Source organism: Lysobacter sp. A378, from assembly GCF_054052125.1.
Genome location: NZ_JBSVRK010000001.1, coordinates 512,535 through 537,081 on the forward strand (window position 1 = coordinate 512,535; position 24,547 = coordinate 537,081).

Here is a 24,547-nt window from a genome sequence, read left to right on the forward strand (position 1 = left end):
GTCGGGAGTGGCGATCATTCGGATGGGCCGTATGGAGTGGATGGGCTGATCGTCGTGGTGGTGACGGCATTGGTGATGGCTGCATGGGCATGGAAGGGTGCCGCCGACCTACGCCCATGGTTGCTGGCGGCCAGTGTCGAAGTGGTCGTATGGCAGGCAGGACGGTTGTTGATTCGCCAGCGCTATCGCCTGTTCGGCGCACCCGCGGGCGCCTTGTGGTGGCCTGTTGCTGATTCCGTTGGCGCAGCTGACCATTCCGAGCGTCTATCGCCATGAGTTGCGGACGGGATTGCTGCTCGCCGCCGCCGGGTACATTCCGTATGTCGCACTGCAGATGATGCGCAGGATCAAGCGCCTGCGATCAGAGCGTGTGCGGCCTGCAGGGTGAGGCTTTCTTTTCGATAAAGCCGCCACATGGGCGGGCGTAATTCCGCCAGTCCAATCGGTAAACTGCCGCCATGGATGACGTAGGCGATACGAAAATGGTTGCCCCTCCCGTGGTGCTGGTGGTCGGTGGCAATGGATTCCTCGGGGGATTCGTTGTCGCCGCCTTGCGCGCCCGGGGCTACCGGGTGCTGCGCGGGGTTCGGCCGCGCACGCGGGTGGACGAGGACGAGCGGGCTTGCGACTTTTCCCACATGCACCGCGCCACCGACTGGCATCCGGTGCTGGTTGGCGTGGATGTGGTAGTCAATGTCGCGGGTATCTTGCGCGAAGCGGGGGCGCAGACATTCGAGGCGATCCATGTCACCGGGCCAACCGCGCTGGCACAGGCCTGCGTGGATGTGGGGGTCGCGAAGTTCATCCAGGTCTCCGCACTGGGAGCGGCGGAAGACGGGGAGTTCATCGCGTCCAAGCACCGTTTTGATGCGGTCTTGTTGTCGTTGCCATTGCAGGCAGTGGTGCTGCGGCCGTCGGTGGTGTTCGCGCTGGCCGGTTCTTATGGCGGCACGTCCCTGTTGCGGGCGTTGGCGGCATTTCCGGGGTTCCAGTTGTTGCCGGGTGCTGGCCGCTGGTTGATCCAGCCGGTCGCCGCCGGGGACCTCGGCAAACTCACCGCCCAAGCGATGACGACCGACAAGGTCGGCATCTACGAAGTGGGTGGGCCGCAGCCGATGACGCTGCGTGAGTATCAGTCCCGCTGGCGTCGCTGGTTGCGGTTGCCGGGTGATCGGGCCTGGTGCGTGCCGGAGGCGTGGGTGTCGATCCAGGCCTGGATGGGCGAGCGGCTGGGCCGTGGACCGGTCGGCGAGACCATGTGGAACATGCTGCGCCGCGGGAACATCACCGCGCCGGATGCAGGCACGCGTTTGCACGAGGATTTCGGGTTCACGCCGCAAGGGTTGGCGGATGCGCTGGCGCAACGGCCGAGCCAGGTCCAGGACCGCTGGCAGGCGCAGTTGTATTTCCTGGCGCCGGCACTGCGTCTGTGTGTCGTGGCTCTTTGGTTGTTGTCGGCCTGGGCCGGCCTTGGCACGTCGTCTGAGGTGATTGAAGGGATCGTTGCCGGGACTGTGCTGGCCGACTTTGCAGCGGTGCCGATGGCGCGCGCCGGAGGCATACTGGATGCCGTCCTGGGTCTGTGGCTGCTGTCGGGTTGGCGGCCGCGAACGGCGTTGATATTGATGGCCCTCAGCGTATTGGCGTACACCTTGATATTCGGCCTCCTGTTGCCGGCAACCTGGCTGGATCCCTTGGGAGGACTGGCAAAAAATCTCGTGGTACTGCCGGCACTCGCCGTGCTCTGGGTATTGGTGGATAGGAAGTGAGCCGATGTATCTCTGGATGAAATGGGTGCACATCCTGTCCTCCACCCTACTGTTCGGGACGGGCTTTGGCATCGCGTTCTTCATGTGGGTTGCGCATCTGCGTGGCGATGCGCGGGTGATTGCCGAAACCGCCCGCACGGTGGTCATCGCCGATATGTGTTTCACCGCCCCCGCCGTGGTGGTGCAGTTGCTCAGTGGCCTCTGGCTCGTGGATGCGCTGGGCCTGCCGCTGTCAACGCTCTGGGTTCGTGCCGCATTGTTGCTGTTCTTCGTGACTGGCGCTTGCTGGCTGCCCGTACTGTGGCTGCAGAAGTGTGCCCGGGACCTGGCCCGGCAAGCCGTGGAGGACGGCGTCGCCCTGCCCGCGACCTATCACCGCGTGATGCGCTGGTGGTTCGTGCTGGGCTGGCCGGCATTCATCGCGGTGATTGCGATTTTCTGGCTGATGGTGACGAAGCCCGGTTGAAGCCCGGTTGAAGGCGGGCTCGGCGGGTCGGGCATCTTCGTGCAGACGTCTGGATTGGCCAGAGTGGATGAAGCTTCACTCCTCCCCAATATCCTCGTTCCACACTTCCGGATTTTCCGCGATATACCCCTGCATCATCTCGATGCATTCCCGGTCGGCGAGGTCGATGACCTTGACGCCGGCTTCGCGCAGCCAGTCGATGCCGCCAATGAACGTTTCCGATTCGCCGACCACCACGGTGCCGATGTTGAACTGCCGCACCAGGCCGCTGCAGTACCAGCACGGGGCGAGGGTGGTGACCATGATGGTGTCGCGGTAGCTGCGCTGGCGGCCGGCCTTCGCACGGTTTGATGGTGCCTGCCGACGACGGCAGTTGTGGCATGTCACTGCGACAGGCGATGGCGTCGTTGCTGGTCAACGCCCCGGTCATGCTGAGTTTTTCGCCACGCTTGCAAGGTGGTGGTGCGGTCGCGGCAAGAAGCAATTGTCTGCGTGCGACAATTGTCGTAAGGTTGCGACATCCGTCAGGACAAAGACAACGCGATGCTACGCCCCTCTAATGCCGAGCTGGAGTTACTGAAGTGCTTGTGGAGACGCAACGCGTGCAGCGCTCGTGAGTTGCACGATGGCGTCGTGGGTACTCTCGGCTGGTCCTACTCTTCGACTCGGAAAACGTTGGACCGGATGGTCGAAAAGGGACTGGTTTCTGAATCCAGCCATCACGGCCTGAACGTTTACAGGTCAGCCGTCAGCAAAGTCTCGATGCTTGCTGCGCTGAGTCGGGACTTTGCCAAGCGTGTACTGGAGATCGACGGGCCATTGCCCATCCAGGCGTTTGCCGATAGTCGTCTGCTGAGTGAGCAGGAAATCGAGCAGCTCGAGACCATGCTGCAGAAGCCTGATCCGGACGAGCAGCCGTGAATCCGCCTGAAGTCGGGTTCTGGGTGCTCACCCTCACCTCGTGTATGGCCATGGGCGCGATGGCGTGGGCAGGGGGGCGATACTTCCACGCCGCGCTGCGCGTTTCTCACGCATCGCGAGGCTATTGGATATCCGTGTGGGCACTTGCCGTGGTGCCGCCCTGCTTGGCGATGGCACTGCAGTGTCTGCTACCGGATCACACGCTTGCTTCGTTGCCCACGCCACTACCGCTCGACGAAGCGCCTTATCTAGCCGCTTGGTCCTCGGGGCTGGGTTCGACGACACGGATCGACGAGGGTGTTCGGACAGCGAACACCTGGCTGGAGCTGTTGATGTTGATGGCCTACTTGGTCGGCGCGGCCGCCAGCGCCCTCCGCTGGGCCAGGGGAACGGCTGCGGTAAAGCGTATCGTGCAGAACAGCCGCTCGTTCGACCGGTCAAGAGTCGGGGCCCTGACGAACCTGGAGGCACAGCGCCTCGATGACTGCGGAATCAATCTATTGATGACGGAAGATCGTGTCAGCCCATTCGCGCTGTGCTGGCCGCGGTCAACCATCATCATTCCCGTGGCGCTTACCCAGCGCTTGAGTGACGCGCAGCTGCAAATGGTGCTACGTCATGAAGCGGCACATATTTCAGCCAGAGATCCCAAGCGTGCGGCGATCCTGCGTGCCGTCGGGGTTCTGTTCTGGTTCAATCCGTTCCTGCCGCGGATCGTGCACCGTATTCAGATGGCTGCAGAATTGTGCTGCGATGCATCTGCAGTAGCAGGTGATACGCACGGACGTCGTGCCTATGCCGAAGCGTATTTGAGCACGCTGCGCATCAGCGCATCCTCCTTGATCCCGGTTTCAGTTGCGTTCTCGGCATGGGATCCCGCTCTCCACAAGCTGAGGATCAGCCACATGATCCAAGGGGACCCACGTGGCGGACCACGATTGCTTATGCGTGTTTTGCTCGGCGGATTGGCGTTGACGGCCGGCGGTGTCCTCGCGACGACCCACCTCGGCGCTGCAGACCTCCGCCGAACAAACGGAACCAGCATCGGGACTGCTTTCGTGACATCCAACACGCGGACAGAAGATGCGCGAGCGTCAGCAGTCGAGGCTGCGTTTTCGCGAACCGTCCCTGCACTGCCGCAGCAGCGAACTTTCAGGTTTCCGCTCGCACGTCCCGAAATCACCGGCGCCTTTGGTGAGATGGGAAGCGCACGCGCTCGCGCGCATAGGGGCCTGGATTTTCGCGGGCGACGCGGTACACCGGTTCATGCACCGGCTGCCGGCACCGTCGTCGCAGCGACGGCCCTCTACGGAGGGTCCCCCAACTACGGAACCGTTGTCGTGCTGGACCACGGCGACGGATGGCAGTCTCTGTACGCGCATCTCGATGGGTTCGATGTCTCGGTGGGCGACCGCGTCTCCATCGGTGATCGGCTCGGACGAGTCGGTACCACGGGGAAAGTGACCGGCGCGCATCTGCACATGGAGTTGCTGTTGAACGGGCAGCGGGTCGACCCCCAACCCTTGTTGGTGAGCGGATAGCCCACCGTTTCGCGGCGGGCTCGCACGGCCGCCACACCATTGCTACAACCCTGCTCTGCCGATTCATGAGGGCAGCGGCTGAGCTTTGCCTGCCCGCAGGACCAAACACCCGACGAGAACACTTCGAATGCTATTTCTAGACAACAGGTGGAACGTCCACCATGGTCGACTGCGTTTGCACATGGGCCTCCTCGCTATATTGCTGCCGATGGCAGCCCCGTCCCATGCGTCGTTAGCCTCCCAGACGATCGACGACACGCGGTCCTCAGCCGCCACGAAACCCGCTGTCGCGCCCGCTCCCACCGAGACCATTGCATCCACCACCGCCGCAACGCCCGACGGGGAAAACAACGTATCGGTCACCGACCTGTCCACCCTGACCGTAACCGGGGCCGGCTATGACCCGCGGCGCGACGACACCGCGGCCAGGATCGTGGTGGACCAGCAAGAGCTGCTTAGGCACGGCGACATCACGCTGACCGACGCACTCAAGCGCCTGCCGGGAATTACCATCGGCTCGTCAGGCGGCATCTCGCTACGCGGCTTGGGCAACGGCTACACGCAAATTCTGGTCAACGGGCTAAAGCCGCCCGCGGGCTTCGACATCGAATCATTGTCGCCAGAAATGATCGAGCGTATCGAGATCATCCGTTCGGTGACGGCCGACCTACGCGCCGAGGGCATTGCCGGCACCATCAATATCGTGTTGACCCAGGGCGCACGCAAGGACAGTAGCCAACTCAAATTGGGCTTGGGCAGCTCGAACGGTAAGTGGCTTCCGAATCTGAGCTGGCACCAGTCGCGGCAGGACGACTACCGAAGCTATACGCTTAACGCCACGGCTACCCGGCGTGAATTCCTGGTCGAGGAAAGCGGCACCGAAACGGGCCAGGACGCCATGGGCGTGGACAACTTGCTGCGTACCACGGCAGTGCGCGCGGAAGGCTTCCGCGATGTCTTGTCCGTTGCGCCCAGCCTCAACCTGGAGCTGGAGAACGGCGCCAACTTCTCAATTCAGGGTTATTTCGATGCCAGCAATTACAACAAGTACGTCGATGTCGACTGGCACACCCTGCACGGCCCAGAACTCAAGCATGTGCGCTACAACCAGTTCACCAGCATCAACGTTGTGCAGCTGCGCGGCGACATCAGTTGGACCTACGATTTCGAGAACGGCGGCAGCTTCACCACCAAACTGAGCTTGGGTGGCAATCGGGAGGAGTCCGAGTTCCGCGAACAGGGCTACGCCGTCAACGGCACCCAGAATCTCGAGGATCATACCGACGGCCAACTGCACGTCCACGGTGCCAACTCCACCGGCAAATACTCGTTTGCGACACTGGGCGACCATCGCCTCGAACTGGGCTGGGAAGGCAGCGTCGACCGCCGCCGAGAGAGCCGCGTGCAGCGTCTTCTTCCGGTCGGCGGCGAGTCGGAGTACTTCAGCGACCTGTCCTACGACGCGCAAGTCCGACACCTGGCCTTCTATGGGCAGGACGACTGGACCCTGACCCCGCACTGGTCGATGTACTTGGGTTTGCGCGGGGAACGCATCGAAACCATCAGTGGCGGAAACGAGTTCGACCGGATTCACAACCGCGCTACCATACTCTCGCCGGTGCTGCAGTCGTTGTGGAAATTACCGGGCAGCAACAACGATCAGATCCGTCTGGGTGTGAGCCGCACCTACAAGTCACCAACCTTGCGGCTGCTAATCCCGCGTCCGTATACCTCCACCAACAACCGCGCTCTCAATCCCGACCGGCAGGGCAACCCCGACCTGCGGCCGGAATTGGCTACCGGCCTAGACTTGGCGTACGAGAAGTACTGGAGCAACGGCGCACAGCTAAGCATGGGCGCCTATCTGCGTGAGATCGAAGGCGTCATCCGCAGCGAAACCGGCCTGATCAATGGTCGCTGGGTTTCATCGCCATTCAACGGCGACGATGCCACTGCGTGGGGCCTGGAGATGGACACCAAATTCAGCCTGAACAAGCTGTTTAGCGGCGCGCCGGCGATGGACGTCCACTTCAATGTGACGCGCAACTGGTCGGAAGTAGACGGCGTGCCCGGTCCAGACAACCGCCTGGACCAGCAACCCAAGCTTAGCTCCACCTTGGGCACGGACTACGAGGTCAGTCCGGTCTGGACGGTGGGTGCGAGCTATACCTACCGTAGCGGCGGCTCCGTACGCACGAGCCTGTCCCAGATCGATAGCGAATCGGCCCGACGCGAGTTCGATGCCTATTCGCTGTGGACGATGTCCGACAAGACCAAGCTGCGCCTGAGCGTGAGCAACATTCTCGAGCAGGACGTCGTCACCGGCACGAAACACTTCTACTACGAGGTAGGCACACAACAGATTGAGCGGCGCCGACAGACGCCAGTGATCGTTCGCGCCCAACTGGAACTGAAGCTCTGAATATCATTGTCACCTTTCGCTCACGTTGATAACGTCTCTACGCGACGCGTTTTCGAGGAACGCCAGTAGGGTGCAGTTTTGAGTGTCCGCTCATGCCGGGAGCGGTCACCGAGCTAATCACTCCTCCCCAATATCTTCGTTCCACACTTCCGGATTCTCCGCGATATACCCCTGCATCATCTCGATGCATTCCCGGTCCGCGAGGTCGATGACCTTGACGCCGGCTTCGCGCAGCCAGTCGATGCCGCCGCTGAACGTCTCCGACTCGCCGACCACCACGGTGCCGATGTTGAACTGCCGCACCAGGCCGCTGCAGTACCAGCACGGGGCGAGGGTGGTGACCATGATGGTGTCGCGGTAGCTGCGTTGGCGGCCGGCCTTGCGGAAGGCGTCGGTCTCGCCGTGGATCGAGGGGTCGTTTTCCTGGACGCGGCGGTTGTGGCCGCAGCCGAGCAGGCGGCCGTCGGCGTGGTACAGCGCGGCGCCGATCGGGATGCCGCCTTCGGCCAGTCCCTGGCGGGCTTCGGCGACGGCGGTGGCGAGCAGGGCGTGGTAGTCGGCAGTGGCGATCATTCTGAGGGGCCGTAAGGAGTGGGTGGGCTGATCGTCGTCGTGGTGGCGCCGGATGTCGAGGACGGTCGGCTGAAGTGAGTGCGCGTCCGTGCAGGGGTGAGGGCGTCGTGGCGCCGGTATTGGGTGGCCGGCGACACTGCCGGTGGGCGGTGCGATAATCGGCGCATGAACGATCCGACCCGGCACGACCCAGGCTCCGCAACGCCGCCAGACAGCGCTCCCGGCACCACCCACTTTGGTTTCCGCGACGTCCCCACCGGGGACAAGCAGAAGCTGGTCGGGGAGGTGTTTTCCTCGGTCGCCGGCAACTACGACCTGATGAACGACCTGATGTCGATGGGTATCCACCGGGTCTGGAAGCGCTACTTCGTTGCCACCGCGCAGGTTCGCCGTGGCGACCGGGTGCTTGACCTGGCCGGCGGCACCGGCGATATCGCGTTGCTGTTGAAGGATCGCGTCGGCGATGCCGGTTCGATCGTGCTGGGCGACATCAACGGCGAGATGCTGCGCGTCGGCCGCGACCGCATGACCGACAAGGGCAAGGTCGCCGGTTTCGAATACGTGCAGATGAACGCCGAGAAGCTGCCGTTTCCCGATGCCAGTTTCGATCTGGTCACGATCGCGTTCGGCCTGCGCAACGTCACCAACAAGGATGCGGCGCTGGCCGAGATGCACCGGGTGCTGAAGGTCGGCGGGCAGGCGCGGGTGCTGGAGTTCTCTGAAGTGAAGTTCGACTGGTTCAAGCCGATCTACGACTTCCACTCGTTCAAGGTATTGCCGCGGCTGGGCAAGTTGTTTGCCAACGATGCGGACAGTTACCGGTACCTGGCCGAGAGCATCCGCAAGCACCCGCCGCAGGACGAGTTGAAGGCGATGATGGCCGCAGCCGGTTTTGCGCGATGCGACTACCGCAACCTGTCGGCGGGCATCGTCGCGGTGCATACCGGCTACAAGGTCTAGCCAAACCGGCACTTCGCACCGGCTATCGGTCGACGCTACACTCGGGGACTTATTTGTAACCGTGGGCCCGCCAATGCGTTCCTCGATCCTGACCCTGTGTTTTGCTGCCGCCGTGGTAATGGCTGGTTGCTCGCGCGACGCCGCGCCGGGCGCCGATACCGCCGCCCAACCCGATGCCGACGCGGTGACCGCGCCGGGTGCCGAGTACGACTCGCTGTCCTATGCCGAGCCTGACAAGGTCCGGATCAAGGACTTGGCGCTGGCCCTGGATGTCGACTTCAACGACAAGCAGATCAGCGGCAGCGCGACCTACCAGTTGGACTGGGTGGATCCGGACGCGACCGAGCTGGTGCTCGATACCCGCGACCTGACCATCGAGAAAGTGGTCGGCGAGCGCAGTGACGACAAATGGGTCGACCTGAAGTTCGAGCTGGCCGACGCCGACAAGCGCCTGGGCAGCAAGTTGACCATCCAGGCCCCGGATCGCAGCGAGCGCATCCGCGTCACCTATCACACCGCGCCGCAGGCTTCGGGCCTGCAGTGGCTGACCCCGGCGATGACCGAGGGCGGCGAGCAGCCGTTTATGTTCAGCCAGTCGCAGCAGATCCACGCACGCTCCTGGGTGCCGCTGCAGGACACGCCGCGGGTGCGCTTCACCTATACCGCGCACGTGACCAGCCCGGAGGACGTGATGGTGCTGATGAGCGCCGACAACGACCCCGAGGCCGAGCGTGACGGCGACTACACGTTCGCGATGCCGCAGGCGATCCCGTCCTACCTGCTGGCCATCGCCGCCGGTGACTTGGTGTTCAAGCCGATCTCCGAGCGCAGCGGCGTGTGGGCCGAGCCGGCGATGGTGGACAAGGCCACGGCCGAGTTCGCCGATACCGAGAAGATGATCGAGGCGACCGAGGCGCTGTATGGCCCGTACCGCTGGGGCCGCTACGACATCCTCGTGCTGCCGCCGTCATTCCCGTATGGCGGCATGGAGAACCCGCGCCTGACCTTCGCCACCCCGACCGTGATCGTCGGCGACAAGTCGCTGGTGTCGCTGATCGCGCATGAGCTGGCCCACAGCTGGGCGGGCAACCTGGTCACCTTCTCCAGCCCGAAAGACCAGTGGATGAACGAGGGCATCACCAGTTACGTCGAGAACCGCATCATCGAGTCGTTGTACGGCAAGGACTTCGCCAACATGGAAGCGGCGATCGCGCAGAACGAGTTGCGCAAGACCATCGGCGACATGGAACCGCAGGCGCAGTCGCTGGCGATCCGTCCCGACGTGCACGTCAAGGCCGGCGATACGCTGACCGCCGTGGCGTACGACAAGGGCGCGTGGTTCATGATGTTCCTGGAGCACCGCTTCGGCCGCGAGGATTTCGATCCGTTCCTGCGCGGGTACTTCGACCACTTCGCGTTCCAGTCGATCCCGACCACCACCTTCATCCAGTACGCCAAGGACAACCTGCTGGCCAAGCACCCCGGCAAGGTCACCGAGGCCGAGCTGGACGAGTGGATCTACGGTCAGGGCATTCCCGAGTCGGCGCCGGTGACCGAGTCACCGCAGTTCGACGCCGTGGACGAGGCACGCAAGGCCTGGCTGGACAGCGGCGAGCTGCCGGCCACCGACGCGACCGCAAAGTGGAGCACCCAGGAATGGCTGCACTTCATCGAGGGCCTGCCGGAAACGCTGGACCACGAGCAACTGGTGGCGCTGGACGAGGCCTACGAGTTCACCGGCACCGCCAACGGCGAGATCGCGATGCGCTGGTATCCGTTGACCGTGCGTAGCGGCTATCCGGAAGCCAATGAGGCGATTGCCGAGTTCCTGGCCCGGGTCGGCCGCCGCAAGCTGATCATGCCGACCTACGCGGCGCTGGTGAAAACGCCCGAAGGCCTGGCGATGGCCGAACAGATTCTGGCCGAGGCGCGGCCGGGCTACCACCCGATCACCACCGGCTCGGTGGATGCGGTGATTGCCGAAGCCAAGGGCGATGACACGGTGGAGACGCCGGTCGATTGATGCGCGCGGCATAGTCCATCAAGAACAACACGACCGCCTCCGAGGCGGTCGTGTTGTCTGGGCCGTCCGGACCACTGGCCAGGTGGCGGCGGCTTACGGCAATCTGGTCCCAATGAACACCAAGGAGTCGCGCAATGAGCAAGATCACATCGGCGTTGTTGCTGGCAGCGACCATCGCGCTGTCGGCGTGCCAGCCCGCGCCTGATCCGGAAGCCGTGCGCGCCCAGCAAGCCGCCGCGGCAGAGCAGCAGGCCGAAGCCATGGCGGCGCAGTTCGACGAGCAGTTCGTCGCCGGCAATTGGGATCTGGCCAAGGCCCATGGCGACGTGCTGTTTGCCGAGTATCCCGATAGCGCGGCGGCGGCGCGGATCAAGGCCCAGCATGCCGAGGCGGCGGAGAAGGCGCATGCGGCACGCGAGGCACGACGCACCGAGGCGCTGTGGGCATACCAGAGCCAACTGGTCGGCGCCAAGCAGCAACTGTCAGCGGCGATCTATGCCAAGGACAACGTCGAGACCGATGGGGCGACGGCACGGCCGGTGCGACTGATCTTCCGCGATCACCCCGAGTGGGGCGACAGCAGCTATATGGTGCTGGAGGCGGGTGATTTCGATTGCTACGGGGGTTGCCGGGTCACGGTCACGGTCGATGATGACGAACCGCGACGCATGGCCGCCAGCCGGCCCGACACCGATGACGCGATTGCGATGTTCATCGAGGACGAGGCCGCACTGTGGAAGCTGGCGAAAACCGCCGAAGTGATCTCGATCGAGTTCCCGGTCAAGGCCGGCGGGACGCGGACTGCCGTGTTCGAAGTCGGCGGCCTGGATCCGGCCCGGCTGCCGGACTGGAACTGACCGGCACGCGCTCGATCAGAACGTGCTCGATCAGAGCGTGCTCGATCAGAACGTAATCGATCAGAACGTAATCGATCAGAACGTAATCGATCAGAACGCGTAGCCAAATTGCTGGCGGAACTGCCCGGCGAATCCGGCCGCGTCGAAGCGCTGGTTCTGGGTGCCGGGGTGCTCGACCTTGAGTGCGCCCATCAGGTTGCCGACCCGGCCGATGGTCTCCCAGTCATAACCCTTCTCGATACCGAAGATCAGCCCGGCGCGGAACGCGTCGCCACAGCCGGTCGGGTCGGTGATGCGGCGCTCATGCGCGGGTGGGATATCCATGCTGGCGCCGTCGGCGTGGATCACCGCGCCCTTCGGCCCACGGGTGGCGATGTAGGCCTTCACCTTGCCGGCGATCTGCTGCTCGCTCCATCCGGTGCGCTCCTGCAGCAGGTTGGATTCGTAGTCGTTGACGGTGACGTAGTCGGCCAGCTCGATGAAGTTGCGCAACTCCTCGCCATTGAACAGCGGCATCGCCTGGCCGGGATCGAAGATGAAGGGAATGCCGCCCTCGGCGAATTCCCGCGCGTTCTGGATCATGCCGTCGTAGCCATCGGGACTGACGATGCCGATGGTCACGCCGGCCACGTCGCGCACGTGGTTCTCGTGCGAGCGCATCATCGCGCCGGGGTGGAATGCGGTGATCTGGTTGTTGTCCAGATCGGTGGTGATGAACGCCTGCGGGGTGAACAGCTCGTCGATCACCTTGACCTGGTCAAGCCGGATCTGCTGCTGCTCGAACCAGCCGCGATAGGGCCCGAAATCCTGGCCGACGGTGGCCATCGGGATCGGGTCGCCACCGAGCAGCTTGAGGTTGTAGGCGATGTTGCCGGCGCAACCACCGAACTCGCGGCGCATCCGCGGCACCAGGAACGAGACGTTCAGGATGTGCACCTTGTCCGGCAGGATGTGGTTCTTGAACTGATCGGGGAACACCATGATGGTGTCGTAGGCCAGCGAGCCGCAGATCAGGGCAGACATCGATAATCACACTCCGCAATTGCCGGCCGTCGTGGCCAGGCAGGATGAAAATGGGGGTTGGCGGGCCCGACGGAGGCCACGCCGCCCGATAGCGTAGCGGCTGCTACGGCCGTCGACCAGTCAAACGAGCCATCGGCGGTGGCCGGGGTGGCTTCGGGCGGAATGACCAAAACAGGTACAAAGCGCCGGAGAGCGCCATTTCTCCTTGCCCGGCAAGGGGGCGGTTGCTACGCTAGCCGACCGCCCCGGCACCCCATTTCACGGCCCAATCGACGATGTTCAAGAAGTTTCGCGGCATGTTCTCCAACGACCTGTCCATCGATCTGGGCACGGCCAACACCCTGATCTACGTACGTGGGCAGGGCATCGTCCTCAACGAACCATCGGTGGTCGCGGTGCGCCAGGACCGGATTGTTGGCGGTAACCGCACCGTGGTGGCCGTGGGTACCGAGGCCAAGATGATGCTGGGCCGGACGCCCGGGCACATCACCACAATCCGGCCGATGAAGGACGGCGTCATCGCCGACTTCACCTATACCGAGGAAATGCTCAAGCATTTCATCCGCAAGGTGCACAAGTCGCGCTTCCTGCGGCCCAGCCCGCGGGTGCTGGTGTGCGTGCCGTGCGGCTCGACCCAGGTCGAGCGCCGCGCGATCAAGGAATCGGCCGAGGAGGCCGGTGCACGCGAGGTGTACCTGATCGAAGAGCCGATGGCGGCGGCGATCGGCGCCGGCATGCCGGTGACCGAGGCGCGCGGCTCGATGGTGGTGGACATCGGCGGCGGTACCACCGAGGTCGCGGTGATCGCACTCAACGGCGTCGTCTACGCGGCGTCGGTGCGCATTGGTGGTGACCGTTTCGACGAGTCGATCATCGCCTACGTGCGCCGCACCTACGGCACCTTGATCGGTGAGGCGACCGCCGAGCGGGTCAAGGAAACCCTGGGTTGCGCGTACCCGCAGGAAGAGAACGCCAGCATGGAGATCACCGGCCGCAACCTGGCCGAGGGCGTGCCGAAGATGATCACCATCACCTCCAACGAGGTGCTCGATGCGCTGCGCGAGCCGCTGGCCGGCATCGTCACCGCGATCAAGCTGGCGCTGGAGCAGACCCCGCCGGAGTTGGGCGCGGATGTCGCCGAACGCGGCATCGTGCTGACCGGCGGTGGCGCGTTGCTGGCCGGCTTCGACCGCATGGTCAGCGAGGAAACCGGCCTGCACGTGCAGGTCGCCGATGATCCACTGACCTGTGTCGCCCGCGGTGGTGGACGGGCCCTGGAGTTGGTCGACATGCACGGCAACGAGTTCTTCGCACCCGACTGACCCCTTCACGAGCAAGACGGTTCCCGATTAAGCATCAGTGCCTTCCTACGCCAGCCCCACCACCCCCAACCGTCCTGGTGAAGTCGCCGGCACGCTGTGGTTGCTGGCGTATCTGACCCTGGCGGTGGCGTTGATCGTGCTGGACCACCGTGGCGGCTGGCTGCACCAGGCGCGCTACCAGGCGTCGGCGTTGGCGCAGCCCTTGTGGGCCGTGGCCGGCTGGCCGGGACGGATGGTCAGGAAGCTCTACGATGACGCCGGCACGCTGGCCCAGTTGGGCACGGAGAATCAGCGTCTGCGCAATCAACTGCTGGTCAACAGCGCCCGCATCGCGCGTCTGCAGACGCTCGCATCCGACAACCATCGCCTGCGTGGCCTGCTGGATGCGGCCGATAGTGGGAGCCTGGATGTGCAGCTGGCGCCGATCCTGGACGTCGACCTGGATCCGACCCGGCAGCGGCTGGTACTCGATGCCGGCAGCAACGACGGCATCCACGTTGGCCAGAGCGTGATCGATGCCGGCGGCCTGGTGGGGCAGGTCATCGCCGTCACGCCGATCCATTCGACCGTGTTGCTGCTGACCGATCCGTCCCATGCGGTGCCGGTGGCGGTGGCGCGCAACGGTGTGCGGCTGGTGGCCTACGGCGATGGCCGCAGCGACCTGCTGCGGGTACCGAGCATTCCCCTGTCCAGCGATATCCGGGTCGGTGACCAGTTGGTGACCTCCGGGCTGGGCGGACGGTTTCCTCCGGGCTTCCCGGTGGGGACCATCCTGTCGCTGCACCCGGATCACAGCCGTGCATTCCTGTTGGGTGAGATACGACCGGCGGCCCAACTTGACCGCGGGCGCGACGTGCTGCTGTTGCGCCTGGTACCGGCACCGGTGACTGACATCCCGACGACTGACATCCCGGTGACTGGCAACGGCGATTCGACCGACGCGACGGACGCGGCCGACGCACCCGAGCCGTCTGAAACACCTGCGCAGGTGCTGCCGTGAGGCGCTCGCGTCCGGCCTGGTTGCTGCCGCTCAGCGTGGTGGCCGGCTTGCTGGCGGGCCTGCTTCCGTTGCCGCCTTCGCTGCTGCCGCTACGACCCTTCTGGCTGGCGCTGGTGGTCGCTTACTGGGTCATCGAAGACCCCGAGCGGCTGGGGCTGGGCTTTGCCTTTGTCGTAGGGCTGCTGGCCGATATCAGTTTTGGCAGCCTGCTGGGCGAGCACGCCCTGCGTCTGGTGGTGATTGCGTTCATCCTGCAACGCTTCCGCGCCCGGATACGGTTCTTCCCGTTGTGGCAGCAGGCGTTGGCGATCGGCGGGTTGTTGCTGAACGACCGCGTGGTTGCCGCCGGCATCCACGTAGCGCTCGGCATCCAGCCATTGCCGATGATGTTCTGGCTCGCCTCGTTGACCGGGATGTTGTTGTGGGGCCCGGTGTTCCTGCTGCTGGACGCGCTGCGCTTGGGCAGCTGGCGCAGGAGCTAGGGCATGCGCCGTTTGCGCAAGGTGGTCAAGAATCCGGCGGCGGAATCCGGGCAGTTCCGCCGGCGTGCCGGGGTTGCGTTCGCCGGCGTGGTGCTGGCGCTGGGCGGGTTGGCACTGGGGTATTTCAGCCTGCAGGTCTGGCAGTACGAAGACTACGCGACACGCTCGGAGCAGAACCGGATCAAGCTGCAGCCGGTGGTGCCCGGGCGTGGCCTGATCTACGACCGCGACGGCCGGATCCTGGCCGACAACGTGCCGGCATTCCGCCTGGAGGTCACTCCCGGCGAGGCCGGCGACCCCGACAAGTGGCTACCGGAGCTGGCGGGCATCGTCGAGCTGTCGCCGCAGGACATCGAGGAGTTCCTGCAGGCGCGCAAGGTGACCCGTGGGTTCAAGGCGATCCCCCTGAAACTGCGCGTCACGCCGGAAGAGGTCGCCCGGTTCGCGGTCGACCGCTGGCGTTATCCGGGAATCGAGGTGGTGTCATACCTCAATCGCCGTTACCTGTACGGCGAGTTGCTGGCCCACGTGATCGGTTATGTCGGCCGGGTCGATGTCGAGGACCGGCAGACCATGGGCGAGGCGGGCATGTTGTTCAGCCATACCGGCAAGACCGGGGTGGAGCGTTTCTACGAGCAGGCGTTGCGCGGCAAGGTGGGGTACGAGAAGGTCGAGACCAATGTCGATGGTCGACCGATGCGGGTGGTCGGGCGGGTGGCGGCGACCCCGGGGGCGGACTTGCAGCTGTCGATCGACGTGGACCTGCAACGGGCCATCGTGGCGGCATTTGGCGATGCCGACGGCTCGGCGGTGGCGATCGATCCCAGGACCGGCCAGGTGCTGGCAATGGTCAGCCTGCCGTCGTACGACAGCAATCTGTTCGTCAACGGCATCTCCCATACCGACTACAACGGGCTGATCAACAATCCGTCGCGGCCACTGTTCAACCGCAACGTGCTGGGTGGTGGCCCGCCGGGATCGACGGTCAAGCCGATGGTGGCGCTGGCCGGGGTCGACAGCGGTCTTCGCACCCCCGACGACAAGACCTTTTCCAGCGGCGAGTTCCACATTCCGGGACAGAGCCGTGGTTATCGCGATTCGCACCGCGGCGGCCACGGTTGGGTCGATCTGCGCGATTCGATCTCGCAATCGGTCAACACCTACTACTACAAGCTTGCCCTGGACATGGGCATCGATATGTTCGCCCAATACATGCATCGCTACGGGTTCGGCGAGAAGACCGGTATCGACCTGGCGGGAGAGACCGACGGGGTGGTGCCGTCGCGCGATTACAAGCGATCAATCAGTACCGAGCCGTGGTACCCCGGCGAGACGGTGATCTCCGGCATCGGCCAGGGCTACTGGATTGCCAGTGCGCTGCAACTGGTGCGTGCCACCGCGGCGATTGCGAACGGCGGCGACCTGCACGAGCTGCGACTGCTGCAGGCCCGGCGCGACCGCTACGGCGCCCCCTGGCAGCCGCTGGCGGAGACACCCAGCTCACCGATCACCGACAACCCCGGGCATCTGCGTGCGGTACAGGAAGGGATGGTGGCCACCGTCAACGGACCCCGCGGCACGGCCCGCGCGACCGGCCGCGGCGCGCCGTACACCATCGCCGGCAAGACCGGCACCGCCCAGCGCTCCAGCCGCAAGGGCAACATCAGCCGTGATCCGCACTCGCTGCCTTACCACCTGCGTCATACCGCGTTGTTCATTGGATACGCACCGGCGGAAGAGCCGACGATCGCGATCGCGGTGGTGGTCGAGCACGGCGGCTACGGTGGCAGCGCCGCTGCGCCGATCGCGCGTGCCGGCTTTGATGCCTGGTTGTTGGGCAAGATGCCGGATGGCCTGGCGCCGCTGGACGACAGCGCGACCGAGCCGGCAACCGATGCGCCGCTGGATCCATCAGCGACCGCCACCGCCGAGGAGCCAGCTACGCCATGAGCGTGATCCTGCGCTGGTTGTTCGACCTGCTGCGGCGCGGCGTGCGCACGCTCGACTGGCTATTGCTGGGGGCGTTGCTGGCGCTGATGGCGATTGGTCTGGCGGTGCTCTACAGCGCCGGTGGCCAGTCGACTGCTCTGGTGGTGGCGCAGGGTTCACGGTTTGCGGTGGGGCTGGGTGCGCTGTGGCTGCTTTCCCGGTTGCCGCCCATCCAGCTGCGCAACTGGACCCCGTTGGCCTATGGCATCGCATTGGTGCCGCTGCTAGTGGTGCTGTTTATCGGTCAGGGCCGCCACGGGGCTCACTGGATCAACCTGGGGCTGTTCTACTTCCAGCCCGCCGAGCTGCTGAAGCTGGCATTGCCGATGATGGTGGCGTGGTATCTCAACCGTCAGCCGCTGCCGCCGCGGTTCTCCGTGGTGCTGGTCGCGGCCGCGATCATCATCGTGCCGACCGGACTGATACTGCTGCAGCCGGACTTCGGCACCGCCATGCTGGTGGGCATCAGCGGTGCGTTCGTGCTGTACCTGGCAGGACTGTCGTGGTGGTGGTTCGGTGCCGGCTTTGGTGCGGTTGCCGCCAGCGCGCCGGCGGCGTGGTTCTGGTTGCTCAAGCCTTACCAGAAAGACCGCATCCTGGTGTTTCTCGATCCCGAGAGCGACCCGCTGGGCGCCGGCTGGAACATCATCCAGAGCAAGATCGCGATCGGCGGCGGTGGCTTCACCGGAAAGGGCTGGGGTGAGGGTACCCAGGCCCACCTCAACTATATTCCCGAGCACACCACCGACTTCATTTTCGCCGTGCTCAGCGAGGAATTCGGCTGGATCGGCGTGGCAGTGACGTTGACGTTGTACATGTTCGTGGTGGGGCGCTGCCTGTGGATTGCCGCCCAGGCGCGCGATGGGTATTCGCGACTGCTGGCCGGATCGCTTGGCCTGGCATTCTGCGTCTATGTGGTGGTCAACGGCGGCATGGTGGCCGGGTTGATGCCGGTGGTGGGGGTGCCGATGCCGCTGCTGAGTTACGGCGGCACCTCGGCGGTGTCCTTGCTGGCGGGCATGGGCGTGGTGATGGCAGTGCGCGCGCATCGACCGGTGCACGGGCGTTGAGACAACCCCACCTGACTCATGGCGTCGTGATACGTCTTCAACGGTTCTGGGACTTTCGCGTGCGTGGTAATCTCGCCGCGATGACACGCCAACTCGCCAGTCGCGCCCTGCTATGTGCGCTCCCGCTCGTGCTGGTGGCCTGCGCCACGCAGACGCCGCCGCCGACTCCTCAATCTGAGCCGCCCCAGATGGCCGAGCCGGTGGCGCCGACGCCACCGACATCGACGCCGGTGGTGTCCAATGCGCAGCCGATCGAACAGGCGGTGCCGGTCTTCGTGCGCACCGCAGCGGCCAAGTACGACGTTGATGCCGATTACATCACCACGGTGCTGGGCCAGGCGGAGATCCGCGACAGCATCATCACCGCGATGACGCGCCCGGCAGAGGCCAAGCCATGGAGCGGCTATCGGCCGATCTTCATCACCCAGGGCCGGATCGACCAGGGTCGGGCGTTCCTGGCCAAGCACCGTGATGCGCTGGCAAAGGTCGAGGCCGAGTACGGCGTCCCGCCCGAGATCATCGTGGCCATCCTGGGCGTGGAAACCAGCTATGGCGGCAATGCCGGCAGCTACCCGGTGATCGATGCGCTGTACACGCTGGGATTCGCCTACCCCCGCACCAACCTGCCCGGCAAGATCGAGCGTGAGAATACCCGCGAGGCGTTCTTCCGCGACGAGCTGGCGCAGCTGTTCGCGCTGGGCAAGGAGGCGGGTTTCGACATCACCACCAAGAAAGGCAGCTATGCCGGGGCGATGGGCTGGGGCCAGTTCATGCCGTCCAGCTACCGCGACTACGCCGTTGATGGCAACGGCGATGGCAAGATCGACCTGTTCAATGACCTGGACGACGTGTTTGCATCGGTCGCCAATTACTTCGTGGAAAAGGGCGGCTGGCAGCGCGGGGAGCCGATCACCGTGCGTGCGATCCGTGCCGGCGATGCGCAGGACTTCGAACCCGAAGGGCTGGAGCCGCGCTATACGCTGGACCAGCTGGCCGCGCGCGGGTACACGCCGGCGGTTCCGGTGACCGGGGCGGGGGCGGACACTGCGACCCTGCTGAACCTGGATGGCGTGGATGGCAGGGAGTACTGGTTCGGGTTCCAGAACTTCTACGCGATCACCCGCTACAACATCTCCAAGCATTACGCGATGGCCGTTTATCAGCTGTCGGAGGCCATTGCCGGACGTGAGATCCCGGTCGCCGGCACGGGCCAGCCGGGCGCATGAAGCGGCTGCTGGTCGCGATCCTGGTCATCGGTCTGGCGTCCTGCGCCAGTGCCCCTGAAAAGCCGGCCACCGCGCCCGGTGCGGCCGCCGACCAGGACCGCGGCACCAGCAGCAAGCGAAAGTCTCCCTACCCTGCTGCCAAGGAGGACCTGAGCAAGCGCGGCGATTACACCGCCGGCGGCCTTTACGCGCCGCACATCGCCGATTCCGCACCCGATGTGGATATCGACGTCTCGTTGATCCCCGAGCCCACAGTGGTGGCCGTGGACCGGTCGCGTTACGGCAACCGGTCGACCTACAGCGTGCTGGGCAAGAAATACCACGTCATGGACGACAGCGAGGGCTATGTCGAGCGTGGCAAGGCCTCCTACTACGGCAACAAGTTCCATGGCCGGCGCACTTCCAACATGGAGGTGTACGACATGTACGCCTTCACCGCTGCCCACAAGACCCTGCCGCTGCCCAGCTTTGCCCAGGTCACCAACCTGGACAACGGCAAGACGGTGGTGGTGCGGGTCAATGACCGCGGACCGTTCCACGAAGGCCGGGTGATCGACCTGAGCTATGCCGCCGCGCTCAAGCTGGGCATCACCCAGGCCGGCACCGGGCGAGTGGAAGTGCGCGCGCTGCAGCCCGGCGAGGGTGGCTCGACCTACGCCGGCGACGCCCCCGCCACCAATGACACAGCCGCCGTTGCCGCGGCCACGCCAGCGGCGCCGGCCAGTTCGATGGACAAGCTGGTGGCGTCGTTGCCGGTTGCGGCCGCCGGTGCGGTCAAGCTGCCACCGGGGGTGAGGATTGCCACCGGTAAACCGAGCCCCGCTGCCGGTGCGGCGGAAAGCCCGGCGACAGCTCCGGCGGTGGCCGCTGCCTCTACCGCCGGCACCGTCGCGGCGCCTGGTTCGACGGCGCAGCAATGGCGTTTCGACATGAACCAGGACGGCAGGACCATGACGGCCGAGGAATTCGATACCTGGATGCAGCAGCGCCGGGTACGCGTCGCCACCGGACGGCCGGGAAAGCCCGATCGCGCCGCCACCACAGCCAGCCCGGTGACCGACCACCCTGCCAGTCCGGCCCAGGCCGCCGCGGAGGTGGCCAATGCCGTGGCCGCTGGCGCTACCGCGTCCGATGCGCGCGTGTCTGACGAGAGCGTGACCTTGCAGGTCGCAAGTTTTGCCGGGCGTGACAATGCCGATCGCGCGTTGGCAATGTTGCGCGGGGCCGGTATCGCCGATGCCAGCCTTCAGGACGCCAAGGCCAATGGTCAGCGTGTCTGGCGCCTGCGCGTCGGCCCGCTGCACGCCGATGCCGCACCGGCGTTGGCCAGCCGCATTGCCGGCCTGGGCTTTGGCGCACCGCAACGCGTCATCGAATGATTACCCCTTCCTTCCAGATGTCCCGATAAAGATATCCCGATACACATCGGCCGCGCGTCGACCCGGAGCAGTTCAACGATGAAGTCCCCAACCGTCTTTCGATCGATCAGTCTTGCCGCACTGGCCACCTTTGCCGTCGGTCTGGCCTTTGCCCAGACGCCCGCGCTGCCAAAGCCGGCGGCGCTCGCGCCGGCCAGCGAATCGCTGCCGGTGCCGCCGCCGCCCGAGGTGGTGGGAGAGGCATGGATCGTGATGGACGCGGCCAGCGGCAATGTGTTGGCGGGAGAAAATATCGACGTCCCGTTGCCGCCGGCCAGCATCACCAAGGTCATGACCAGCTATGTGATCGCCGCCGAAATGGCCGGCGGCAAGGTCAAGGCCGACGATCAGGTGAGGATGACCGAGAACGCCTGGCGCAAGGGTGGTGCGGGCACCGATGGCAGTTACTCGGGTTTCCAGGTCAACCAGTCCGCGCCGCTGCTGGAGATGGAGAAGGGCATGGTGGTGCAGTCGGGCAACGATGCCGCGATTGCGCTGGCCGAGCATGTCGCCGGCAGTGAAGATGCGTTTGCCGCGCTGATGAACCAGTACGCCGAGCGCATCGGCATGAAAAACACCCGTTTCGTCAATGCCACCGGTCTGACCGACGAAGGCCACGTGTCCACGGCCCGCGACCTGGCGTTGCTGGGCCGGGCGCTGGCGTTGAATTTCCCGGAGACCTACGCCTACAACAAGATCAAGGAATTCACTGTCGGTCCGATCACCCAGCCCAACCGCAACGTGCTGTTGTGGCGCGACAAGAGCGTGGATGGCATCAAGACCGGGCACACCTCGGCCGCCGGCTACTGCCTGATGGCCTCGGCCAAGCGCGGTGACCAGCGGCTGGTTTCGGTGGTGCTTGGCTCAAGCTCGGAAAAGCAGCGCGCCGATGACAGCCAGGCCCTGCTCAACTGGGGATTCCGCTTCTACGAGACGCACAAGCTGTATGACGCGGACACCTCGATTGCGACCCAGAAGGTCTGGAAGGGCACCGCCGACGAGGTCCAGCTTGGGGTGGCCGAGCCGTTGCTGGTCACCTTGCCGCGGGGCAAGTACGAGCAGCTCAAGCCGACCATGGATGTACCCAAGACCCTGGTCGCGCCGATTGCCAAGGGCCAGGCGATCGGCAGCGTGAAGGTCACGCTGGACGGGAAGGTCATTGCCGAGCGGCCGCTGGTCGCGCTGGCCGCGATCGAAGAAGGCGGCTTCTTCAAGCGCCTGTGGCACGAGCTGCTGATGTGGTGGGAATCGGTCTGAGTAGGCGCTCATGACACAGCGTTCCCGCTGACAGCTTGGGTTGGCGGCGGGCCGTACCCATAATTGACCGATGGACATAACCTCTGACAATCCCGAACACGGGTTCCAGTTTCCCGGTGAATTCCAGCTCAGCGCCATGGGCGCGGCCGATATCGGACTGGAGCAGGAACTGCCGCAACGCTTGCTCGATGCCGGTATCGAAGTGCGCAGCGAACGCATCGACTGGAAACACTCGTCCAACGGCAAGTACGTCTCGGTGCGGATCGTGTTTCTGGCGGACAGCCGCGCGCAATACGATCTCGCCCATCAGGTGCTGCGCGACCACCCGGAAGTAAAGTGGACGCTGTAGTTGCCACGCAGGATCCGCCGCTCCTGCGGCCTGCCGCCAAGCTGCGTGACCTGGCGGGCCGCCAACCCTACGAGCCGGTCTGGCGCGCGATGCAGGCCTTTACCGACGCGCGCGATGGCGACACCGCCGATGAGCTGTGGCTGGTCGAACATGAGCCGGTATTCACCCTCGGCCAGGCCGGCAAGCCCGAGCACGTGCTGGCCGCGGGCGACATCCCGGTGATCCATGTCGACCGCGGCGGCCAGGTGACCTACCACGGTCCCGGGCAGTTGGTGTTGTATCCGCTGCTGGACCTGCGCCGGCTGAAGATCGGGGTGCGCGAGTACGTGTGCCGGATCGAGCAGTCGGTCATCGACACCCTGGCCGATTGGAACATCACCGCGGTTCGCCGCGCAGGCGCGCCCGGGGTCTATGTGGCCGGCGCCAAGATCGCCGCACTGGGTATCCGGGTGCGACGCGGCTGCACCTTCCACGGGCTGGCGCTCAATGTCGACATGGACCTGTCGCCATTCCAGCGCATAAACCCCTGTGGTTACGCGGGGTTGCAGGTGGCCTCGATGGTAGACTTTGGCGGTCCTTCGGGACTTGAAGCGGTCAAGCCGGCGCTGGTCGGACACCTGGCGAGCCAGTTTGGACTGGCGGTCGAAGCCGCCGCGAATGAGTTTCTCCCGCCTTCATCCAGTCCCCCGGTGGAGATGGCGCCGGCGGCCAACATCAAGAGCACTGTATCGCCATGACCGACTCCGCCAGCACAGGCGCCGCAAAATCCATTCCGCTGGCCGTTGTTGCCAATGACGCCCCGGCGCCGCCGCAGCTCACACCGCTGCAACCCGGCGTGAAGCAAGTGGCCGGCGACAAGATCGGCCGCTCACCGGTGCAGTTTGCCGACGCGCCGGTATTGCGCAAGCCATCCTGGATCAGGGTCCGGATTCCGTCCGGAAATGCGGTCGCCAAGCTCAAGGAGAAGTTGCGCGAGAACCGCTTGATCACGGTCTGCGAGGAAGCCAGCTGCCCCAATATCCACGAGTGCTTCAGCCATGGCACCGCAACCTTCATGATCCTGGGCGAGGTCTGCACCCGTCGCTGCAGCTTCTGCGACGTCGCCCACGGCCGCCCCCAGCCCCCGGACCCGGCCGAGCCGCTGCACCTGGCGCAGACGGTCAAGGACATGGGCCTGAAATACGTCGTGGTGACTTCGGTCGACCGCGACGACCTGCGTGACGGTGGCGCCAGCCATTTTGTTGACTGCATCGTGGCCATCCGCGAGTTCAGTCCGCGCACCAAGATCGAGATCCTGACCCCGGACTTCCGCGGCAAGGGCCGGATGGACCGTGCTTTGGAGATCCTGGCCAGTCACCCGCCCGATGTGTTCAACCACAATCTGGAAACGGTGCCGCATCTGTATCGCAACGTCCGTCCGGGCGCCGACTACCAGTGGTCGTTGACACTGCTGAAGAAGTTCAAGGCACAACATCCCGACGTCGCGACCAAGTCCGGGATCATGCTCGGCCTGGGCGAGACCATGGAGCAGGTGCAGGAGACCTTGCGTGATCTGCGTGCGCACGACGTCGACATGATCACCATCGGCCAGTACCTGCAGCCCAGCGCCCATCACCACCCGGTGATGCGCTACTGGACGCCGGATGAATTCAAGCAACTGGAAGTATTCGGCATGGAACTGGGCTTCAGTCACGTCGCCTCCGGCCCGCTGGTGCGCTCGTCCTACCATGCGGACCGTTCGGCGGCGGAGGCCGGTGTGGCCTGATGGCGGTATCGGGTTCCCACCCGGCGCACCTGCCGGGCAGCCAAACGCGATCAAACTGAACCAAAACCATCATTGAAGGGGTTGATTGCGCCTGTTTCGGGGTTTTCCCGGGCC

21 protein-coding genes and 2 pseudogenes are annotated in these 24,547 nt (G+C 64.8%); 20 read left to right on the top strand and 3 right to left on the bottom strand.

All coding sequences use genetic code 11. The features are described from left to right. Positions 1 to 36 precede the first annotated feature (36 nt). The 3 genes from ACW7G1_RS02230 (at position 37) to ACW7G1_RS02240 (ending at position 2,235) form a co-directional block, all read left to right on the top strand. Complete coding sequence (locus ACW7G1_RS02230; RefSeq protein ID WP_456978142.1) at positions 37 to 276, top strand: hypothetical protein; 240 nt, start codon at positions 37 to 39, stop codon at positions 274 to 276. Between the two features lie 206 nt (positions 277 to 482). Continuing rightward, complete coding sequence (locus ACW7G1_RS02235) at positions 483 to 1,769, top strand: SDR family oxidoreductase (RefSeq protein WP_456978143.1); 1,287 nt, start codon at positions 483 to 485, stop codon at positions 1,767 to 1,769. A 4-nt stretch (positions 1,770 to 1,773) separates the two neighbouring features. Then, positions 1,774 to 2,235, top strand: a complete 462-nt coding sequence (locus ACW7G1_RS02240; RefSeq protein WP_456978144.1) for a DUF2269 family protein — start codon at positions 1,774 to 1,776, stop codon at positions 2,233 to 2,235. A 75-nt stretch (positions 2,236 to 2,310) separates the two neighbouring features. On the opposite strand, the pseudogene ACW7G1_RS02245 reads toward ACW7G1_RS02240, so the two are convergent. Beyond that, positions 2,311 to 2,574: pseudogene (locus ACW7G1_RS02245) on the bottom strand (nucleoside deaminase); the annotation flags it as partial. Positions 2,575 to 2,778: 204 nt separating this feature from the next. Here ACW7G1_RS02245 and ACW7G1_RS02250 point away from each other — a divergent pair. From ACW7G1_RS02250 to ACW7G1_RS02260, 3 genes are all read left to right on the top strand, one after another. Continuing rightward, positions 2,779 to 3,156, top strand: coding sequence for a BlaI/MecI/CopY family transcriptional regulator (locus tag ACW7G1_RS02250; protein ID WP_456978145.1), 378 nt, complete (start codon positions 2,779 to 2,781; stop codon positions 3,154 to 3,156). Between the two features lie 170 nt (positions 3,157 to 3,326). Continuing rightward, positions 3,327 to 4,697, top strand: coding sequence for a peptidoglycan DD-metalloendopeptidase family protein (locus tag ACW7G1_RS02255; protein WP_456978812.1), 1,371 nt, complete (start codon positions 3,327 to 3,329; stop codon positions 4,695 to 4,697). 181 nt (positions 4,698 to 4,878) lie between these two features. Further along, entirely contained in the window at positions 4,879 to 7,119 is a 2,241-nt protein-coding gene (locus ACW7G1_RS02260; RefSeq protein WP_456978146.1) for a TonB-dependent receptor plug domain-containing protein, read from the top strand. A 117-nt stretch (positions 7,120 to 7,236) separates the two neighbouring features. On the opposite strand, the gene ACW7G1_RS02265 is transcribed toward ACW7G1_RS02260, so the two are convergent. Beyond that, on the bottom strand, positions 7,237 to 7,692 hold the full coding sequence (locus ACW7G1_RS02265; RefSeq protein ID WP_456978147.1) for a nucleoside deaminase: 456 nt from the start codon (positions 7,690 to 7,692) through the stop codon (positions 7,237 to 7,239). Between the two features lie 165 nt (positions 7,693 to 7,857). Between ACW7G1_RS02265 and ubiE the strand changes: the two genes are divergently transcribed. From ubiE to ACW7G1_RS02280, 3 genes are all read left to right on the top strand, one after another. Further along, positions 7,858 to 8,652, top strand: a complete 795-nt coding sequence (gene ubiE, locus ACW7G1_RS02270) for a bifunctional demethylmenaquinone methyltransferase/2-methoxy-6-polyprenyl-1,4-benzoquinol methylase UbiE (RefSeq protein WP_456978148.1) — start codon at positions 7,858 to 7,860, stop codon at positions 8,650 to 8,652. A gap of 73 nt (positions 8,653 to 8,725) precedes the next feature. Beyond that, complete coding sequence (locus tag ACW7G1_RS02275) at positions 8,726 to 10,675, top strand: M1 family metallopeptidase (protein ID WP_456978149.1); 1,950 nt, start codon at positions 8,726 to 8,728, stop codon at positions 10,673 to 10,675. Positions 10,676 to 10,809: 134 nt separating this feature from the next. Further along, positions 10,810 to 11,532 (top strand): hypothetical protein, encoded by a 723-nt coding sequence (locus ACW7G1_RS02280; RefSeq protein WP_456978150.1) that lies wholly within the window; start codon positions 10,810 to 10,812, stop codon positions 11,530 to 11,532. Between the two features lie 90 nt (positions 11,533 to 11,622). Here ACW7G1_RS02280 and ACW7G1_RS02285 read toward each other — a convergent pair whose 3' ends face one another. After that, on the bottom strand, positions 11,623 to 12,555 hold the full coding sequence (locus tag ACW7G1_RS02285) for a carbohydrate kinase family protein (protein ID WP_456978151.1): 933 nt from the start codon (positions 12,553 to 12,555) through the stop codon (positions 11,623 to 11,625). 275 nt (positions 12,556 to 12,830) lie between these two features. Between ACW7G1_RS02285 and ACW7G1_RS02290 the strand changes: the two genes are divergently transcribed. From ACW7G1_RS02290 to lipA, 11 genes and pseudogenes are all read left to right on the top strand, one after another. Next, complete coding sequence (locus ACW7G1_RS02290; protein ID WP_456978152.1) at positions 12,831 to 13,877, top strand: rod shape-determining protein; 1,047 nt, start codon at positions 12,831 to 12,833, stop codon at positions 13,875 to 13,877. Positions 13,878 to 13,914: 37 nt separating this feature from the next. After that, a pseudogene (mreC, locus tag ACW7G1_RS02295) lies at positions 13,915 to 14,859 on the top strand (rod shape-determining protein MreC); the annotation flags it as partial. Positions 14,860 to 14,873: 14 nt separating this feature from the next. After that, positions 14,874 to 15,359, top strand: a complete 486-nt coding sequence (mreD, locus tag ACW7G1_RS02300; protein ID WP_456978153.1) for a rod shape-determining protein MreD — start codon at positions 14,874 to 14,876, stop codon at positions 15,357 to 15,359. Between the two features lie 3 nt (positions 15,360 to 15,362). Then, entirely contained in the window at positions 15,363 to 17,309 is a 1,947-nt protein-coding gene (gene mrdA, locus ACW7G1_RS02305) for a penicillin-binding protein 2 (RefSeq protein WP_456978154.1), read from the top strand. After that, positions 17,306 to 18,418, top strand: coding sequence for a rod shape-determining protein RodA (gene rodA / locus ACW7G1_RS02310; RefSeq protein ID WP_456978155.1), 1,113 nt, complete (start codon positions 17,306 to 17,308; stop codon positions 18,416 to 18,418). The genes mrdA and rodA overlap by 4 nt, the downstream gene beginning before the upstream one ends. A gap of 80 nt (positions 18,419 to 18,498) precedes the next feature. Beyond that, positions 18,499 to 19,644: a lytic murein transglycosylase B gene (gene mltB, locus ACW7G1_RS02315; RefSeq protein ID WP_456978156.1), complete on the top strand. Its 1,146-nt coding sequence runs from the start codon at positions 18,499 to 18,501 to the stop codon at positions 19,642 to 19,644. After that, positions 19,641 to 21,023 (top strand): septal ring lytic transglycosylase RlpA family protein, encoded by a 1,383-nt coding sequence (locus tag ACW7G1_RS02320; protein WP_456978157.1) that lies wholly within the window; start codon positions 19,641 to 19,643, stop codon positions 21,021 to 21,023. The genes mltB and ACW7G1_RS02320 overlap by 4 nt, the downstream gene beginning before the upstream one ends. 78 nt (positions 21,024 to 21,101) lie before the next feature. Then, positions 21,102 to 22,319, top strand: coding sequence for a D-alanyl-D-alanine carboxypeptidase family protein (locus ACW7G1_RS02325; RefSeq protein ID WP_456978158.1), 1,218 nt, complete (start codon positions 21,102 to 21,104; stop codon positions 22,317 to 22,319). Between the two features lie 70 nt (positions 22,320 to 22,389). Beyond that, on the top strand, positions 22,390 to 22,668 hold the full coding sequence (locus ACW7G1_RS02330) for a DUF493 family protein (RefSeq protein ID WP_456978159.1): 279 nt from the start codon (positions 22,390 to 22,392) through the stop codon (positions 22,666 to 22,668). Then, positions 22,656 to 23,405 carry a lipoyl(octanoyl) transferase LipB gene (gene lipB / locus ACW7G1_RS02335; protein WP_456978160.1) on the top strand — a complete coding sequence of 250 codons (750 nt, stop codon included), beginning with the start codon at positions 22,656 to 22,658 and terminating at the stop codon, positions 23,403 to 23,405. Before ACW7G1_RS02330 ends, lipB begins: the two co-directional genes overlap by 13 nt. Next, complete coding sequence (gene lipA / locus ACW7G1_RS02340) at positions 23,402 to 24,433, top strand: lipoyl synthase (RefSeq protein ID WP_456978161.1); 1,032 nt, start codon at positions 23,402 to 23,404, stop codon at positions 24,431 to 24,433. The genes lipB and lipA overlap by 4 nt, the downstream gene beginning before the upstream one ends. Positions 24,434 to 24,547: the final 114 nt, after the last annotated feature.